At 51.3% G+C, this 17244-nt stretch carries 14 protein-coding genes; 9 read left to right on the top strand and 5 right to left on the bottom strand.

All coding sequences use genetic code 11. The features are described 5' to 3' along the window. Nucleotides 1-8: 8 nt before the first annotated feature. A complete protein-coding gene (locus tag G451_RS29260) occupies nucleotides 9-431 on the bottom strand; it encodes a MarR family winged helix-turn-helix transcriptional regulator (protein ID WP_051261463.1) in 423 nt (140 codons plus the stop codon). 219 nt (nucleotides 432-650) lie between these two features. Next, a complete protein-coding gene (locus G451_RS0112830) occupies nucleotides 651-2516 on the bottom strand; it encodes an MASE3 domain-containing protein (RefSeq protein WP_027184575.1) in 1866 nt (621 codons plus the stop codon). Between the two features lie 231 nt (nucleotides 2517-2747). Between G451_RS0112830 and G451_RS0112825 the strand changes: the two genes are divergently transcribed. After that, nucleotides 2748-4370, top strand: coding sequence for a sensor domain-containing diguanylate cyclase (locus tag G451_RS0112825; RefSeq protein ID WP_027184574.1), 1623 nt, complete (start codon nucleotides 2748-2750; stop codon nucleotides 4368-4370). A gap of 34 nt (nucleotides 4371-4404) precedes the next feature. Here the strand turns inward: G451_RS0112825 and G451_RS0112820 are convergent, their stop codons facing one another. Then, entirely contained in the window at nucleotides 4405-5298 is an 894-nt protein-coding gene (locus G451_RS0112820; protein WP_027184573.1) for a LysR substrate-binding domain-containing protein, read from the bottom strand. 128 nt (nucleotides 5299-5426) lie between these two features. Between G451_RS0112820 and G451_RS0112810 the strand changes: the two genes are divergently transcribed. Then, the gene (locus G451_RS0112810; RefSeq protein ID WP_027184572.1) at nucleotides 5427-5675 is read left to right on the top strand and encodes a DUF1127 domain-containing protein; all 249 of its coding nucleotides are present in this window, start codon (nucleotides 5427-5429) and stop codon (nucleotides 5673-5675) included. Between the two features lie 211 nt (nucleotides 5676-5886). Further along, a complete protein-coding gene (locus G451_RS29255; protein ID WP_051261462.1) occupies nucleotides 5887-8187 on the top strand; it encodes a glycosyl hydrolase in 2301 nt (766 codons plus the stop codon). Between the two features lie 100 nt (nucleotides 8188-8287). Here G451_RS29255 and G451_RS0112800 read toward each other — a convergent pair whose 3' ends face one another. Then, nucleotides 8288-9508: an efflux RND transporter periplasmic adaptor subunit gene (locus G451_RS0112800; protein ID WP_027184571.1), complete on the bottom strand. Its 1221-nt coding sequence runs from the start codon at nucleotides 9506-9508 to the stop codon at nucleotides 8288-8290. Between the two features lie 41 nt (nucleotides 9509-9549). Then, nucleotides 9550-10020, bottom strand: a complete 471-nt coding sequence (locus G451_RS0112795) for a chemotaxis protein CheW (protein WP_027184570.1) — start codon at nucleotides 10018-10020, stop codon at nucleotides 9550-9552. A 540-nt stretch (nucleotides 10021-10560) separates the two neighbouring features. On the opposite strand from G451_RS0112795, the gene G451_RS0112785 reads away from it, so the two are divergent. The 6 genes from G451_RS0112785 (at nucleotide 10561) to G451_RS29245 (ending at nucleotide 17217) form a co-directional block, all read left to right on the top strand. Next, a complete protein-coding gene (locus G451_RS0112785; RefSeq protein WP_027184568.1) occupies nucleotides 10561-11259 on the top strand; it encodes an ABC transporter ATP-binding protein in 699 nt (232 codons plus the stop codon). After that, nucleotides 11234-12391, top strand: coding sequence for an ABC transporter permease (locus tag G451_RS0112780; protein WP_027184567.1), 1158 nt, complete (start codon nucleotides 11234-11236; stop codon nucleotides 12389-12391). The genes G451_RS0112785 and G451_RS0112780 overlap by 26 nt, the downstream gene beginning before the upstream one ends. After that, a complete protein-coding gene (locus tag G451_RS0112775; protein WP_027184566.1) occupies nucleotides 12391-13557 on the top strand; it encodes an ABC transporter permease in 1167 nt (388 codons plus the stop codon). The genes G451_RS0112780 and G451_RS0112775 overlap by 1 nt, the downstream gene beginning before the upstream one ends. A 96-nt stretch (nucleotides 13558-13653) precedes the next feature. Beyond that, a complete protein-coding gene (locus G451_RS32770; protein ID WP_051261461.1) occupies nucleotides 13654-14301 on the top strand; it encodes a DUF3540 domain-containing protein in 648 nt (215 codons plus the stop codon). Nucleotides 14302-14355: 54 nt separating this feature from the next. Continuing rightward, a complete protein-coding gene (locus tag G451_RS0112765) occupies nucleotides 14356-14760 on the top strand; it encodes a DUF4150 domain-containing protein (RefSeq protein WP_027184565.1) in 405 nt (134 codons plus the stop codon). 381 nt (nucleotides 14761-15141) lie between these two features. Continuing rightward, nucleotides 15142-17217, top strand: a complete 2076-nt coding sequence (locus G451_RS29245) for a glycoside hydrolase family 9 protein (RefSeq protein WP_051261460.1) — start codon at nucleotides 15142-15144, stop codon at nucleotides 17215-17217. Nucleotides 17218-17244 lie beyond the last annotated feature (27 nt).

Raw genomic sequence — 17244 nt, 5'->3', positions numbered from 1 at the left:
TGTTTTGACTACGACGAAAGCAGTAATTCGATATCATTCATGGCTTGAAGCAAACGGACTTTGCCGGAGGGATCAAGTCGGCCCAATGCATCTATCATTTGCTGATCTATGGAGACATCAACTTCCGACATGACTGTACAGCCTTTGGATGTCAACCAAAGTGTTTTTTCACGCCGATCCGTATCGGACTCGCGTCGATCAACAAGTCCCCGACGTTGAAGACGCGCCAGTGTCCGACTTACATATCCACGGTCAAGTAAAAGACGATCCATAAGGTTGGTAGCGGTCAAGCCCGGTGTCTCATTGATCTCAAAGAGAAATCGCCATTCGGACAAGGTGACAGGACTGTCGGCGAGGGTATCGCGTAATAATCCGAGAAAACGAGTATAAAATCTGTTGAATCGACGCATGGCCGATACAGCTTCATCCATGGATATCCTCCGGAAAAAATTACGGTTACAGCAGTGCTTGAGGGGTGTTGCAGAAAAAATTGTCTTGGTCAACAAAACTTGTTGACATGAGCAACTTTTGTTGGATAAATCAATTTCAACACACCGATTAAGCACAGCACACACAACAAAGCCCAGTGAGTTCGTCATGAATTTGCTGGGCTTTGTTGTGTTGTGCCATCATTCATATTCTTAACGCCGCTACCCGCCGGAAGGCTCCCACTCTGCGTCCGCACCCTGAACGCATGGTACGCGATGATGACGAAGAAGCTGGCAGAACATCTCTGCTAAAGGCTGCATCGTTTCAATATCATCATCGTGAAAGTCACGTGTAAAATTGATCAAGGCAATTTGCCCAACAAGGTCTCCATCAAGGAACAAGGGGACGCTAAGAAATCTGGAAATGGGAATATGCCCTACCGGAACCCCCCGGGATGCCACATAGTCGTGAGGATGATTGGTATAAAATGCTTTTCTAATTTTCAGACTGTATCCCCAAAGACTTCGATATTCGCTTTCTTTTTGAGCAAGGACAAAAGAATGCTCTTTAATCTGACATTGCCCTTCGGGAGACATCGTTGACAGACTGTGGAGAACGTTCCCGTCAGATCCCACATACTTCGTCGAGATATAACCATGCCGACTTTCTGTTAGCACAAGCATGCGCTGAAGAAGTTGGGAGACCACGGCACTCATATCGGGTCGAGGCTCAATAAACGCCAACGATAACTCAGCAAGAGCCTTATCACAAAGTGCCGCTCGATCGGGTGTCGGTGTTGGCTGGCTATACTCCGTAATATCCATACACATCCCATTCATACGGATGGGCCAATTTTCGCTGTCCCGAACGACCACGGCGCTACAACGAACGATACGCATTGTGTCTTTGATTGGAACCCGGAACTCAATTTCGCGGGCATCGTGGTTCTGCAACGCCTCCATCGAAAAAGCGACGAATTTTTCGACATCGGCTGGCAGAAGACACTCCCGCCACGTCTTCATTTGACCATCAAAGGCATGCGCATCGACACCCATGATCTCGGCCATACGCTGATCAAACACAACCATGCCCGATTTGACATCCCAACTCCACACGCCGGCTTTCGCTGCTGAAAGAGCCAGGCTCAGACGAGCACGACTCTCTTTGACCTGACGCAATGCATCTTCACGCGTCGCAACTTCCCGTATCAATTCTTGATTACGGTCACGCAGGATACCTGCACTCTTTTCTACATTATTCTCAAGTTGTAATTTTGCTTCAAGCGTGGCTTCTTCAGCTTGCCATACACGACGAAAAAGCAGTTGGTTGGGTTCGATAATCGCATATCGTACCATTGCTTCAAAAAGGAGATAACACGAAAGGACTTTGAAGCAATGCCCCAAAAAATTGAAAAGACCATACACATCGACATATAACGAGAATGCAGATTCCTGCATAATGGTCACTAACAGCGATGCCAACAAGGGATAATAGACAACATCGGAAAACTCGGATCGGTATCGATGTAAAAGCATCGCGGAGAGAACCATTACGCAACAAATCACTATTTCAGCCGCAATATTGAATTCGGTTAAGCCTGTTTGCACAAGGTAGCAGTCCGGGAAAACACCTCCAACGATGGCTCCAAGGAGTCCTCCTGTACAAAGAGTACACAGCCCAACAACGAGGAGAAGCGAAACGCGCCGCCTCACCATCAATAAGCTGACGAAGATGGAAAGAGCCTGGAGAATTCTGGCGGCGATCCAAAGTTGTGTCGGGAGGTTGGGTTGTCCATCGCCAACAATCGCCATCCCTTTATACGCAAGTGTATGGAGCACATCGACTGAGCCAACAAAGAAACTCGCAACACCGATAATAGTCAAAAATCCCGTACATTGATGAATACGGCCTGCAGCCAACATGATAAAGAAGATTCCCCACGAGATAGCGACACTGGTCAATTCGGTGAAAGAGTGAAAAAAGAGATAATTCGTCTTGCTCAAGGCGAAAAAGAACGGCAAACTGAATACAAAAACAAGAAGCGTCGTTCGCAGTGTGGTTTCTGTAGACACATCGTATCGCGACATGAAAGAGCTCTGCACGTTGGCGATTGAAAACACCACGGCCCGCCAAGAAAATCCATGACGTCATCAAACCGTGAACTATGGAATTCATCTATACCGTTTCTTGTCGGGGGGTTCGAGCTTTTTTTGAATGAAAAGATCATGATATCATGACGTAGGAACAATGCCGTACAATCCTATGGAAAAGTACCTCTGCCCATATATATGATTGACTCGCTATGGAGGCATGCATTCGTGGATATAAGCCAACAACGAAGAGGCAATCCTCTAAAAAAACTGGACACGGCATTCCTCCTTTTTCTCTTGATCGGAGCGTTTCTCTCAGGCGTGATGTTTCTCGTCTATGAATGGGAGCATGAAAACGCCCTGGTTCGTCTCAAACTCCGAGAGCAACTCGATATTTCCAGTTGGTCCAAAGATATTAGCTCAAGCTTTAGTGCTGTTATTGCAGATGTCCTTTTCCTGTCGGAGTTAAGCGATCTCAAAACATATTTAGCGGACCCTTCTCCTGCCAACCAAACTTTTTTGGAAGACGACTTCACGGCATTTTCCGACTTCCACGACACCTACGACCAAGTCCGGCTCATTGATCAAACCGGCATGGAACGCGTGCGCATCAACAGAACCGTCACAGGGCCTGTCGCCGTACCACTCATTGAAATGCAGTCCAAAGCCGATCGATATTACTTCAAAGATGCACTGATCTTAAGCCGGCTCGAAGTGTTTGTCTCGCCACTCGACCTGAATATCGAACATGGACGAATTGAAGAACCGTTCAAACCGATGATCCGTTTCGGAACGCCTGTGTTTGATCGCAACGGCGTGAAGCGCGGAGTGGTTTTAGTCAACTACATCGCCGATAATATGCTTAATGCACTTCGGCGTACCTCGACGCTTGGACCGGGACAAGCCATGCTTATCAATCGCGACGGGTTTTGGTTGCTTGCTCCCGATCCCGATGACGAATGGGGATTTATGTTGCCAAGCCGAGTTGAGAAACGTTTCAGCAACAGATACCCTGATCTGTGGGAGATGATTCAAACGGAACAATCCGGCCAAATATCGACTGACGAAGGCCTTTTTACCTTTACAACCGTTTATCCGCTTCGCGGTCGCTTTATATCGAGTTCTTCAGGAGCAGCATCCCCAACCGGGGACAGTTCGATGACACTGACAGCAGATGAGTATGTATGGAAGATCGTTTCCTTTGTTTCCCAAAGTCATCTTGAGGAAATATCAAATCGCTTTATAGGAACGATCTTTTTGATTGGAGCCGGCCTGTTTGTTGGAGCTGCCGTCCTTGCCTGGTACTTTTCGAGCATAGTATTTCGACACTGTTTTTGCACCTATGATATTCTTCAAGCATCACAATTTGATAGTCTCACAGGCTTGCCTGATCGACCGTTTTTTTCCGAACAATTGCGTCAAGCCCACGCACATGCCGTCAAGTCGCTTGCTGGCTTCGCACTCTTCGATATTGATATCGACAGTTTTGAGACCGTTAATGAGACCTCGGGACAGGACATTGCAGACAAGCTGCTCAATGAAGTCGCTGTTCGCCTTTCTCGGAGTGTCCGCCCGGTCGATACATTGGGACGTATCGGAGGCGATGAGTTCGGTGTGATCGTTCCCAGACAGCAAGACGAAAAAATTCTTGCCGAATTCGCCCAAAACATTCTCGACGTCTTCAGAGTTCCTTTTGCTCTTGGCGATCGAGAAATTCATCTCTCTGCCAGCATCGGCATCGCGATATATCCACGTGATGCCGAAGCGATGAACGACCTTTTCGCACACGCCCGACAGGCATTGTCCGAAGCCAAAACAATGGGAAATTGCTATCGTTTCTTCAGTTGGTAGACATATCGGTCGGAAGGGTTGAGCAATACAGACATTATGCAGCACAGCTTGGGAAACCGTCCCTTTTTTCAGCAAAAGCCCGTGCCACGGTCTGAGCCAAAGCATCAACGGCTTCAGACCTCGGACCACGCACTTTATGCAGCGTCACGGCGGCAACGGGTAATCCCGGAAAACCGTCCGCTTCACCCAAAATGCGCAACCCTTCGGGGATATGACTCAACCCGAATGGTGCCACCGCCAATCCAGCACTCACGGCGGCAATGAGGCTGCCAATACTCGCACTCACATACGCAATACGATAATCGCGGCCTGCCCGCGCCAAAGTCTGTTCGGCCCAGCGTCGAAACGCACATCCTTCATGAAACAGTGCGAGCGGAAGTGGGTCGTGTTCATGCACATCGTGCACCGCAGATGTCACCCATACAACAGGTTCGAGTCGAATGATTTCCGTAGGCAATGCGGTGCGAACCGCCCCCGGTTCATCAAGCGTACACACCGCAACATCAAGATCTCCCGCTTCGAGTCGAGCCAGAAGCTCTTTACTCGCTTGACTGAACACGTCGACCCGCACACCGGGATGATACGCAGAAAATCGACTCAACACCTTCGGTAAGATCCGCGCAACAAATTCTTCCGGCGCACCGAGTCGAACCAATCCGTCCAAACGTGGCCGAGCTATTGCTTCGCCAGCCTCATCATGTAGTCGGACAAGACGTCGAGCATACCCCAACAACAATTCGCCTTCCGCCGACAGCGTGACGCTTTTTCCATCCCGCACAAACAATGCGTGCCCTATCTCTTCTTCCAAACGCTTTATTTGCATGGATACGGCCGATTGCGTTCGGTTTACGGTGACCGCTGCGCGAGTAAATCCACCGGCGTCGACAATTGCCGCAAAGGTACGCAAGGATTCAATGGGAAGATGCATGATTGCCTCCTTGGCATCACAATATATGATGGAGACAATCAAATCAATTCGTTTGATTCATGGATATTCCTCCCGCATCATGAAGATGCGCACAAAAAACTTTCAACGAGCACTATGGAGGGATCATTATGAAGAGTATACAACAGTGTTGCTGTCGACCAGTTACGGCGTTATCGCCCCATCGTACCCCGCGTATCTCGACAATGTTTCATCGCTGGATATCCTGGTTTCGACAGTATGTCGTCTTCATCCAAAGCAAGCGAGATGAATATATTTTACGTCAAGAGCTTTCCGGTATGTCTGACTTTATTCTCCGTGATATTGGTATGTCGCGAGATTGCATTCATCGAAGTGATGGCGAAGAAGGTTATGAATAGCGTCAACGTCCGATAGCGCCGCACGCCTTACTCAATAAAGTGCGGTGCTATCGGAAATCAAAACCATTTCTTTGCAACAGGTGTCTATAATCCATGTTTTCCAGGCATAACATATCGAAATTTAAATAAAGACTCTTTTTGGCCTCTCTTCTGCAAAACATTGGGGGAATAGTACGCTCCCCCAACACGCTCACTTTTGCGAAGAGGTAGTATGCACATCATTATTGCCATTCTGTTTGCTCTTTTGGCATTGCCCGCGTCGACTGTATCACTTGAAGCGGCCATACATGAACTTGGGCGAGGATCCTACACCGATACATTGCCTCCGGATGTCAGCGGTCCCCAATCGACCATCTATCGTACGGAAAACTTTGTCGGTCCCATGCCGACGAACGATTGGTGGAGTTCTCTTGCCTGGTTGCCATATTCCGAACGCATGTTTCCCCATCCATTGGCCGTCTGGATCACAGGAGACGGTGTCGGTGTCGATTATCCACAAAAAGCTGTCGCTCCACAAAGTTATGAAGAAGCGGACATTCTCACACCATTTGTCGCTGATTTTTATATCCAGGCAGATGCCTTTATTCCGGAAGCTGCCCGCGTGCACAAGGCCGGTGATTTCCATGTCGTTGCCCGTCTCGCAGCCGGTGAGACATATTATGACCTGTCCATAACACACGGAAGCCCGTACCTTTTCTTTGATTTTATTGGAGCCAATCCACGCATAACATTTACATCGGACGTGGAGGTCTTGTCCTCGGACAGCGAGACGGCCGCATTGCTTGTCCGTGTCGATGGTCGAACCTACGGATTTTATGCGCCATCTGGCGCACAATGGGAAGGGCTTGGCAGTACAGTGGTCACCTGCCGCTTACCAGCCAGCGCGACATTCTTCAGTGCGGCAGCGCTACCAGATGAGAGTACGCCGATGCGTACGTTGTTTGCCGACCATGCCTTTGCCCGCATTGACCAAACTCGAGTCGACTGGTCGTATGATCCGGATTCGGGAAATGTCGATACCGTATACCAGGTTGAAACAACTCCGATTCAAGGCCAAGAGCACGACAGCCTTCTTGCCCTCTACCCACACCAATGGCGTAACCTGCTCGATACATCTCTTCTCCCGGCAACCTATGAGACAGCACGCGGTTCTATGAAACTCTTCCAGGGCCAAACCTTTACGACTCGCATGCGCTACCATGGCATTCTGCCCTGGTTACCCAAGACATCAGGCCCTGACCCGACCGTTCTCGCCCGACTTGTGAATGACTTGAAAGCCGAAGCATCAAAAGCGGGAGATTCCTGGGATACATACTGGGGGGGAAAATACTTATACCGCACGGCCAATGCGCTCGCACTGGCGGAGCAGGTTGGCGATACCGCTGCGGCAACAGAATTTACGAATCGTATCAGAACATTGCTGATCAATTGGTTCACAACGGATGAAAACGAAGCGGCATCTCGATTCTACTACGACAGCAATTGGGGCACACTTATTGGAGATCGGCCGTCCTATGGGTCGGATTCCGAGTTAAACGACCATCACTTCCATTACGGCTACTTCATCCAGGCGGCGGCACATCTAGGGTTGCGCGACCTCAATTTCGTGACGGATTACGGCCCCATGGTCGAACTGGTCTTGCGTGATTTCGCCTGCCCGGACCGTGATGATCCACAATTTCCTTTTCTGAGAAACTTCGATCCCTATGCTGGACACTCTTGGGCATCGGGGAAAGCCGCCTTTGCCGACGGCAATAACCAGGAATCGTCTTCAGAAGCAGTCAACGCCTATGCCGGGATTATTCTGTGGGCGACAGTCACCAACAACCCCACATTGCGAGACCTCGGCGTTTGGCTGTACACCCAGGAAACCAACGCAGTCTTCAACTATTGGTTCGACGTTTATAATGACGTTTTCGATCCAGAATTTCCAACGCCCTATTCGTCCATGATCTGGGGAGGCAAATACGTCATCACAACCTGGTGGACCGACGATCCTATTCAGGTTCATGGCATCAATGTTCTGCCCGTGGGCGGACATTCCCTCTACCTTGGACTCTATGCCGACTATCCGACCGTCAATTACGACGCCATGCTCCACGAATACGATTTGCGGGGGACAGCCCCAGAACTCTGGCAAGATATTATGCTCCAGTTCCTCGCGTTGTCCGATGCTCCTCGTGCTGCATCGCTCTATGATCCCGATACGATACCGGCGGAAGCCGGTGAAAGCCCGGCGCATACCTATCAATTCATCCAGACATTACAGGAACTCGGGCAGGTGCATCCAGACATTATCGGAAATACGCCGTTGTCCGCCGTCTTCCGCAAGAATGGAAGAACAACCTATGTTGCCTACAACCCATCCGACACCGATACGCTCGTCACCTTCACCGACGGCACAACATTGCCTGTTCCCGCGCACAGTATGACAACGGATGACGGCACGGAGAACACACCGCAAGCCACAGCGACACTTCTGCCTATCCTCACTCTGATACTTACGGAGTAGACGTACGGCTCCGCCCTGTCTGTAGGCAAAAAGCCATCCCAAGGATGGAGGAAAGAGGGAAGCGTATTTCGTTTCCTCTTTCCCGCTCCCCCAGATGCTTTTATACGCCATCCTTCTCAACGACACGAACAGGAACGCCGTCTTCAATATCTGCCGGCGGATCAAGGAGAACGGAATCACCCGGTTGAAGACCGGAAAGAATCTCAATGCTGTCCCCCAGATCCATGCCAGTAGAAACGGAGACAGCATGCGCTTTACCCTTTTCAACAAGAAAGGCGACCGTCTGACCATCGCGTTGAACAACCGCGGTTTTGGCCACAGCGGGGACCGGCTGCAGCTCTTCCGGTGTGAGCGGACGTTTGAGAAAAGCGGTTTTGGCACTCATCTCCGGCAGAATGCGCGGATCGAGTGTATTGAATCGAACTTTGACAAGGACGGTGGCTTTGCTGCGATCGGCCGTGGGGACAATCCTATGAACATGTCCGGGGAAACGCTCTTCGCCCAAGGCATCAAGTCTGATTTCCGTAGGTTGGTCGGGATGCACCTTGCCGATATTGGCTTCCGATACATCAGCTTCCACCTGCAGTGATTGCATATCCGCAATGGTAACGACGGCAGCGCGGGAATCCGTGGCTGCACCGATCGGCGTAATAATATCTCCAACGTTGGCGTTCTTTGTGAGGACAACCGCATCAAACGGAGCACGGATCTCTGTATAGCCTACGCTGATATGCGCTTCGTCGAGACTTTTGCGAGCGACCTCGACCTCGGCCAATGCACGCCGTTTAGCGGCAAGAGCCTTTTTGTAACGTGCGTTGGCCGAATCGTATTCACTTCGGGCAAGAACGCCTTTGGCCACAAGTTTTTTTAAGCGACTATGATTAAGGTTCGCGTCATAGAGTTCGGCGTCGACTTCATCGACACGATGGGTAGCCGCTTCAAGATTGGCCTCGGCACGTTGCAGCGCAGCATTGACATCGTCACTTTCCAGTCGAGCAATGATTTGCCCTTCTTTGACGGATTCACCTTCTTCAACACCGAGCCACACGAGACGGGCTGTAATTTTAGAGCCGACCGCGGCTTTCCGATCAGCAACAACATAACCCGAAGCATTGAGTTCCGCCAGCGAACGGGAAGGATAGGCCATGCTCACGCGAGTGAGCACCACAGCAGTTTTGAATGGACGCCAAACATATATTGTCACCAAGACTGTGGCAATGAAACATGCACCCCAAACATAGGGCCATATCCGTCGGCGACGACGAAAAGGTTTATCCGAATTGGATTTGTCGATGCGAAGACTGGCCAGCTCCCTGGGCATGTCGGTTCCTTTTGCTTAACCGGACCAGGAAACGAATCTCATCAGGAAAATGCAAGTTCGTCCATGGAGAACAATCGGGACGTGTTGAGCAACATAATGAACTTATCGGCAATTTTGCCAACACCGCTCAAGTACCGGCTGTCGATGGATGTTCCCATGTCCGGAGGAGGTAATATATCCGAAGCACGAATATCATACACTTCGTCAACGGAATCGGCCAGCGCTCCAATAACTGTTTTTTCGCCATCAAGATCGCACTCAACAACGATAATGCAGCTTATTTCATTGACAGCGGTTTCTCCAAGACCAAATTTACTCCGTAAATCAACAATGGTTAAGACATTGCCCCGTAAATTGACCGCACCAGGCAGGTACGCCGGAGTTCGTGGGATGCGTGTAATGACAAAATCATCAAGAACTTCCCGCACTCGACCTATATCAAGCCCAAATGCTTCCCCTGCAAGAAGAAACGTCAAAAACTGATTCGACTGCGCCCCGCTTTCCTGCTCCATGATCCCTTCCTCCACATGAAGACACGGTATCTTCTCTCGCTATTTGAGGCAAGCGATACAGAAAACTTCATACGTCTTTTCTTTTGACGAAAGTTAACGACTCAGTAAAAAAAAGAAGATATGATGCCCAAGAAGCCTCTCCCTCCGCGTATATCCATGAGGAATCATGCAGTTTGACCTAGGGCTGACTACGTCTTATCAGAAGCGTATCGGAACATCGTACACAGGGCTCCCCCGTGCTGAGTCTGTTTTCGACAATACAAAATATCTGCATTCATCAGCAATAAAAATACGTCGACAGACTATACGCTTTTCCCATTCTTTATTTCGGGAGGTATTGTCTCACCCGCCTCGCCCGAAAGCCAACAGTCGTCATCAAACCGCACAGCCCAATTTCGACGAGAACGACGAAGAGAAAACCATGTCCAGGCTTGACGTGCGCGCTCTGTCAGGCCACGTTTGCACCATGCAATGACGGCACGTGCCGTCGAGCTGAATCGTCGTGGACGATTCCCCTACGGACCGGAGGCCGTGGCAACTATGTCATCCAAGCCCATTATTGCCGTGGAGCACGTCAGTAAATCCTATCGCCGTGGCGATCAGCATATCCCTGTTCTGGTCGATATCTCGTTTGATATCGAAGACGGTGAATTTCTTGCTCTCATGGGCCCATCAGGATCGGGAAAAAGTACACTTCTCAACCTCATTGCGGGCATTGATACCATTGATACCGGAAATATTCGTGTACGCGGAGAAGACATCACCACGTTGCGGGAGTCAGAACTCGCCCGATGGCGGAGCCACCATGTGGGCTTCATCTTTCAGTTCTATAATCTCATTCCCGTTCTCACAGCGCTGGAAAATGTGGAATTGCCCCTGCTTCTCACCGGACTTTCTGCTTCGATGCGGCGCGACCATGCGCGTCATGCATTGGAAGCGGTCGGCCTCGGAGATCGTATGGACCATCGCCCCGGGCAATTATCCGGTGGCCAACAACAACGGGTCGCCATTGCCCGAGCCATTGTAAGCGATCCGGATATCATCGTGGCCGATGAACCGACCGGAGATTTGGACCGTGTCAGCGCTGAAGAAATTTTGGATTTGATGGACCGGCTCAATACCGAACTGGGTAAGACCATCATTATGGTGACCCACGATCCGAAAGCAGCGGAAAAAGCGCATTGCATCCGGCATCTCGACAAGGGCGAACTCAGTGTTTCTTCTCAAACTCATCTCTAAAAATGCCTTTCGCCGACCGCTTCGGGCTGTATTGACCATTGTCGGCATCATGATTGCGCTGTTGGCGTTCGGTCTTATGCGGACCGTCCTCGACGCCTGGCATGTCGGTGTCGGCGCGGCATCGGCCGACAGATTAGTCACGCGCAACGCCATTTCTCTTGTCTTTCCCATGCCGATTGCCCACAAGGCGAAAATTCAGGCCATTCCCGGTGTCACCCTCGTTGCCGGAGGACAATGGATCGGGGCCTATTACCAGGATGAAAAAAACTTTTTCCCGAACTTTGCCGTGGACCCGGAAGCGTACTTGGCGCTCTACCCGGAATATCAAGTCGGGGATACAGAAAAACAGGCTTTTTTTCGTGACAGAAGCAGCGCCATTGTCGGCCGTAAGCTCGCCAGTCGATTCGGCTGGAAAGCCGGCGATACGGTCGTGTTGCAGAGTCCGCTGTTTCCGGGCGGTTTTACCCTTCACATCGTCGGAATCTACACAGGGAAACGTCGTGATACCGATGAAACATTGCTCATGTTCCACCTCGACTATCTTTTTGAAGCCATGCGTAAGCTCGTTCCCGATATGGCCGACAAAGTCGGGTTTTATGTTGTCGGTATTGATGATCCATCGCGCTCAGCCGCCATTGCCCGCGCTATTGACAACCAATTCGCCAACTCTACCGCCGAAACACTGACCGAATCGGAACGCGCCTTTATCATGGGCTTTATCGCCATGAGCGACGCTATCATCATGGCTATTCAAATTGTGTCGTATGTCGTCATTCTCATCATTCTCGCCGTTGCGGCCAACACCATGGCCATGTCGGTACGGGAACGCATGGCGGAATTCGCCGTCTTCAAATCGCTGGGCTTTTCGGCAGGTTTCATTTGGTCCATGATTCTCGGAGAATCCATGGTCATCAGCTTACTTGGCTGCATTGCCGGAATCGGATTACTCTTCCCTACCGCTGCGATCTTTGCTCATCAGCTTTCCGAATATTTCCCGTATTTTATTGTGTCTCAAACAACGGTACTCATGGGACTTGCGGCCGGCATTGGCGTCGGTCTTACCGCGGCGGTCATCCCGGGGTGGCAAGCCGGGCAAGTGCCCATTGCCGAAGGATTGCGGAGGATGGGCTGATGGCCGTACCTCTATCGTACAGCATCCGCAATTTGGCCGCACGACGCGTGACGACAATCTTTACGGCAGGCGGAATGGCCCTGGTCGTCTTTGTGTTCGCGGCAACCCTCATGCTTGCCGAAGGTCTCCGCCAAACCCTGGTGGCAACCGGATCTCCGCGGAATGTACTGTTCTTACGCCAAGGCGCGGAAGCAGAAATCCAAAGCAGTGTTTCACGAGACGAAGCCGCAACGGTGTCGGCGTTCCCTGAAATTGCCACGGATACCGCTGGCACCCCATTGGTGTCCAACGAACTTGTGGTGCTCATGACCTTACCTCGCAAAGATACCGGAGCCGTTTCCAATGTGGTTATTCGCGGAACCAACGCCAATTCTCTCGCGATTCGACCGGATATCCGGATAACGTCAGGTCGGACACCGGCACCGGGCAAATACGAAATCATGGTGGGAAATAGCATCGCCAAGCGATTTCGCGGTACAGCCATGGGAAACATGCTTCGCTTCGGCAATCGCAACTGGTTGGTCGTCGGCCATTTCGACGCCGGTAATACCGGATTTGCTTCAGAAATCTGGGGCGATATAGATCAGCTCATGCAGGCCTTTCGACGTAACGCTTATAGCCTTGTCGCAGCACGCCTTGCCGATACCGCGAATTTGGAAACCATCGAAAAACGTATTGCCGCCGATCCTCGCCTGACGCTCGATGCGGTACGTGAAACCGTATTTTACGAAAAACAATCCGAAATGATGGCTGATTTCCTTCGAGTTCTCGGCATTTCGCTGACGATCATCTTTTCACTCGGCGCAATGATCGGCGCCATGATCACCATGTATTCCTCGGTTGCCTCACGAACGGCCGAAATCGGCACATTGCGTGCCCTCGGCTTTACCCGCAAAGCAATTCTTACCGCGTTTCTCATGGAATCCGTGTTTCTCGGTGTCCTCGGGGGATTGGGAGGATTGATCGGCGCGTCATTACTTAATTTTCTCACATTTTCGACGACAAACTTTCAAACATTTTCGGACCTTTCCTTTCAATTCGCACTGACACCAGCCATTGCCACGTCTTCCATGATTTTCGCCGTCACCATGGGAATCGTAGGCGGATTTCTTCCAGCTATACAGGCCGCACGCATGGGGATTGTCGATGCTTTACGCCAATCGTAGCCGAAGGAAGCATTCCACCATCAAAAGCGTTTTCCTTAAGGAACAAATTGCGGTAAGAAAACAGACACGATCAATTGCATTATGCAGGGAGTGAATATGCAAACGGCAGCGCGTATGGCCGCTCACGGCCAGGCTCACATGGAGTACGGCGAAGTAGTACAGTTCCGTGACAGCCGCTTTCTAGTGAAGACCGGCTCCGGCTTATGTCAGGCCGATCGGGCGACCGGATGCCTTGTTGCCCCCGAACTGGGCGATCGGGTGCTTGTTGCCGATGATGGTTCGGGCGAAGCTTATATTCTTTCTGTTCTTGCTCGCGCATCGAAAACTCCAGCCCACGTCGGGGTGACCGGGCCTATGGTGCTTGGCGATGCCGATGCCGGTCTCGCTCTCCGCGGCGACACGGTTCGCTTGGCTGCAGGTCGCGCAATGGAACTGGCAGCCACAGATATGGCCGTTGTGACCCAGAAGACCACCGTTCGTACCAATGAGCTGGATGCGGCCGGAACGAATGCTCTGGTCGCGTTTTCATCTATCAAAAGCGTCTTTGCCAGCATTCATCAAACCGCGGGCCGCGTATTGTCGCGGTTTAAACGTGTCTATACACGCATTGACGATTTCGAAGATGAACGGGTGGGACGAAAACGCCTTTTTGTCCACTCGGATTTCGATATTTCGAGCCAGCGCACCGTGCTTCATGCGCAGAAAAACGTCGATGTCAAAGCGGACAAAATCAACTTAGGCTAAAAAACGAACCGCCTGTCGGTTCTGAAGACCGTACACCGAAACGAGGAGAGTTGCATGCTTGCCTGCACACGAGAAGCCGGCGCCTGTCGCGCATTTCCCGATGTTTGTAAAACACCGGCCCCTGTCGGCATGCTCCCCATTCCGTACCCCAATTTTGCCCAACTCGAATGCGCCGAATGCGGGACATTTTCTGAGAATGTCATGATTTCTGGCGCCAATGCCATCACCCTCCGTACAGTGATCCCCATGTCTCAAGGCGATGATGCCGGAGTAGAAGGCGGTGTCGTCTCGGAAGTGGATATGGGACCAGCCGGTTTCACCTCAGGGAGTATGACGGTTTTTATCGGCGGCTCTCCCGCCGTCAAACTCATGTCGACGACCAAACAGAATGGAGAGGAACCCAACTGTATCGGGGCGGTGCTGAGCCCGAGCCAGAGTGTTGTCGATATTCAGACATAATGCTTCGGTGGTAGAGCGCCAAGAACACCTTTCAAGTAATTCCTGTCTCATCGAACGAGTTTCCGGGCACACCGCACTCCGATTCATTTAGAGACACGCGTATGTATTCTTCTCGCGGAAGAGTTCACTGTAAAGATTGAATCATTTATCCATGGAGAGAAACAACATTACGGACCCCACCACTCGATAACTATTGGATTTTTTAAAATATTCTCAAGAAATTTCTTTCAAGAAATTTCTTACGCCGACGACGACTTATATTCATCTCCTCAAGAAAAGCTCTGTCTTCTTCATCTCTTCCATCTATATTTCCGGGCACAGTGTTTGCTGAACGGTCTTCGCGTAGACGCCACCATGGCAAGGTGAGCAAAAGGAGGAGACATGACTCGACGCAGATACGCCCGTATGTTTTCAGGCGTTCTCTTCTGGATATGCCTATTCACGACGGCAGGAAGCACAACAGATGCACAAGCCGCAACATTCAACTATGCGGAGGCCTTACAGAAGTCGCTTTATTTCTACGATGCGCAACGTTCCGGCCATCTTCCCGAGAGGGGGAAGGCCCCTGGCCAAAACCGGGTGGAATGGCGTGGCGATGCCTTCCTTGGCGATGGAGGTACGCTTCTTCGCACAGACGGGAGTGTCATGACCGACGAGAGCAACTCTCCCGTAGAAGTCGATCTTTCAGGAGGCTTCTTCGATGCCGGCGATCACGTCAAATTTGGCCTCCCCTTCGCGGCTGCGGTCACCATGCTTGCTTGGGGTGGATTAGAATTTGAAGATGGATACGTTGCCGCGCAACAATGGGAATATCTCTTGTCGATTCTCACCTGGGCCGCACAATACATTATTGCCGCACACCCCATGCCGAATGTTTATGTTGTCCAAGTCGGAGATGGGAATATCGACCACAGCTTTTGGGGTGCGGCTGAAATCGTCAACACAGACCGGCCTCTGTTGGTCTGCGATCCCGATCGCCCCGGCACAGAGCCGGCCGCCGAAGCGGCTGCCGCGTTAGCCGCCATTGCCATGGTGTTTGAACGCGCCGGGGGCGAAGCCGCCGCCTATGCTCGTGACGCCGATTTGCTTGGCCATGCGCGGCAGCTCTTTGCATTTGCCGACACGTACCGTGGAAGCTATTCCGATTCCCACCCCAGCGTATCCTCATTCTATAAATCCTGGAATGGTTATACCGACGAGTTGGCTTGGGCTGCGGCGTGGTTGTACCGAGCGACCGGTGAACAAACGTATCTGGACAAAGCCGAAACAAACATGAACGCACTCGGCCTGTATCACACATCGTCAACACACTCCTGGGATGACAAATCCTATGGCACGATGATTCTTCTTGCCCAACTCACGGATAAACAATCATATCATGATGGTGTTCAACGTTTTCTTGATACCTGGGCCGGTGGCAGCGGGGCCGTTCAGATGTCTCCCGGAGGATTGGCGTTCGTCTCACAATGGGGATCGTTGCGATACGCCTCGTCTGCAGCATTCTGCGCGCTAGTCTATTCGGCAACATCCGATATTTCCTCGTCACTGGCATCGAAATATACGACGTTCGCCACTCGTCAAATTGATTATATTCTTGGAGACAACCCGCGTCAGTCGAGTTACATGGTCGGATTCGGCAACAACCCTCCTCGCAATCCACATCACCGGACCGCCCACGGTTCCTGGACAGGCGGGAGTCCGGATGCGCTTCCCAAAATAAGCCGACATATCCTTTACGGTGCCCTCGTGGGGGGGCCAAAATCGACTGACGATTCTGATTGGGAAGACGATCGCGGTGATTATATCGGCAATGAAGTCGCGTTGGATTACAACGCAGGGCTGACCGGAGCATTGGCTCGACTCGTTTCAACCAACGGAGGGCAACCGCTGGCTGACTTTCCTGCACAGGAAACCCGCGATGCCGAGTTTGGTGTGGAGGCCAAAGTAAATGTTGAAGGGACCGACTTTATTGAGCTGGCCGTACGCATCGAAAACCGCACAGCCTGGCTGGCTCGACAGACCCCCAACCTGCTCTTTCGATTCTTCGTGGACTTGTCCGACGAAATCGCTACTGGTCTTGATCCTTCGACCGTCACCGTCGAGGCCGGAGGCTATAATCAGGGAGGCATCATCTCTCCGCAACTCAAGACATGGGACGCGTCGAAAGGAATATACGCGGCGGAGATATCCCTTGCCGGTCAAACTATGGCTCCGGCAAATCACGAAACATATCGTCGTGAAGTGCAATTTCGTATTCATCTCCCAGAAGGACAAACACTTCGGACGGTGAACGATTGGTCGTTAATCGGTCTGAGTCAGACGTTTTCGGAGACAGACCGTATCCCCGTCTACGAAGGAGCGAGTCTGGCCGCTGGCCTTGAGCCCGATCACAATACAACCTGTGCAGCCGTTATCGATCTCGATACACCTTCTGTGCTGACGTTTCCATGCCCATAACAGCAAGACAGCTTCGCATTCTCCGTC

The sequence above is a fragment of the Desulfovibrio inopinatus DSM 10711 genome (assembly GCF_000429305.1).
Lineage (GTDB): Bacteria > Desulfobacterota > Desulfovibrionia > Desulfovibrionales > Desulfovibrionaceae > Alteridesulfovibrio > Alteridesulfovibrio inopinatus.
This window is presented reverse-complemented; position numbering and strand designations above follow the sequence as displayed.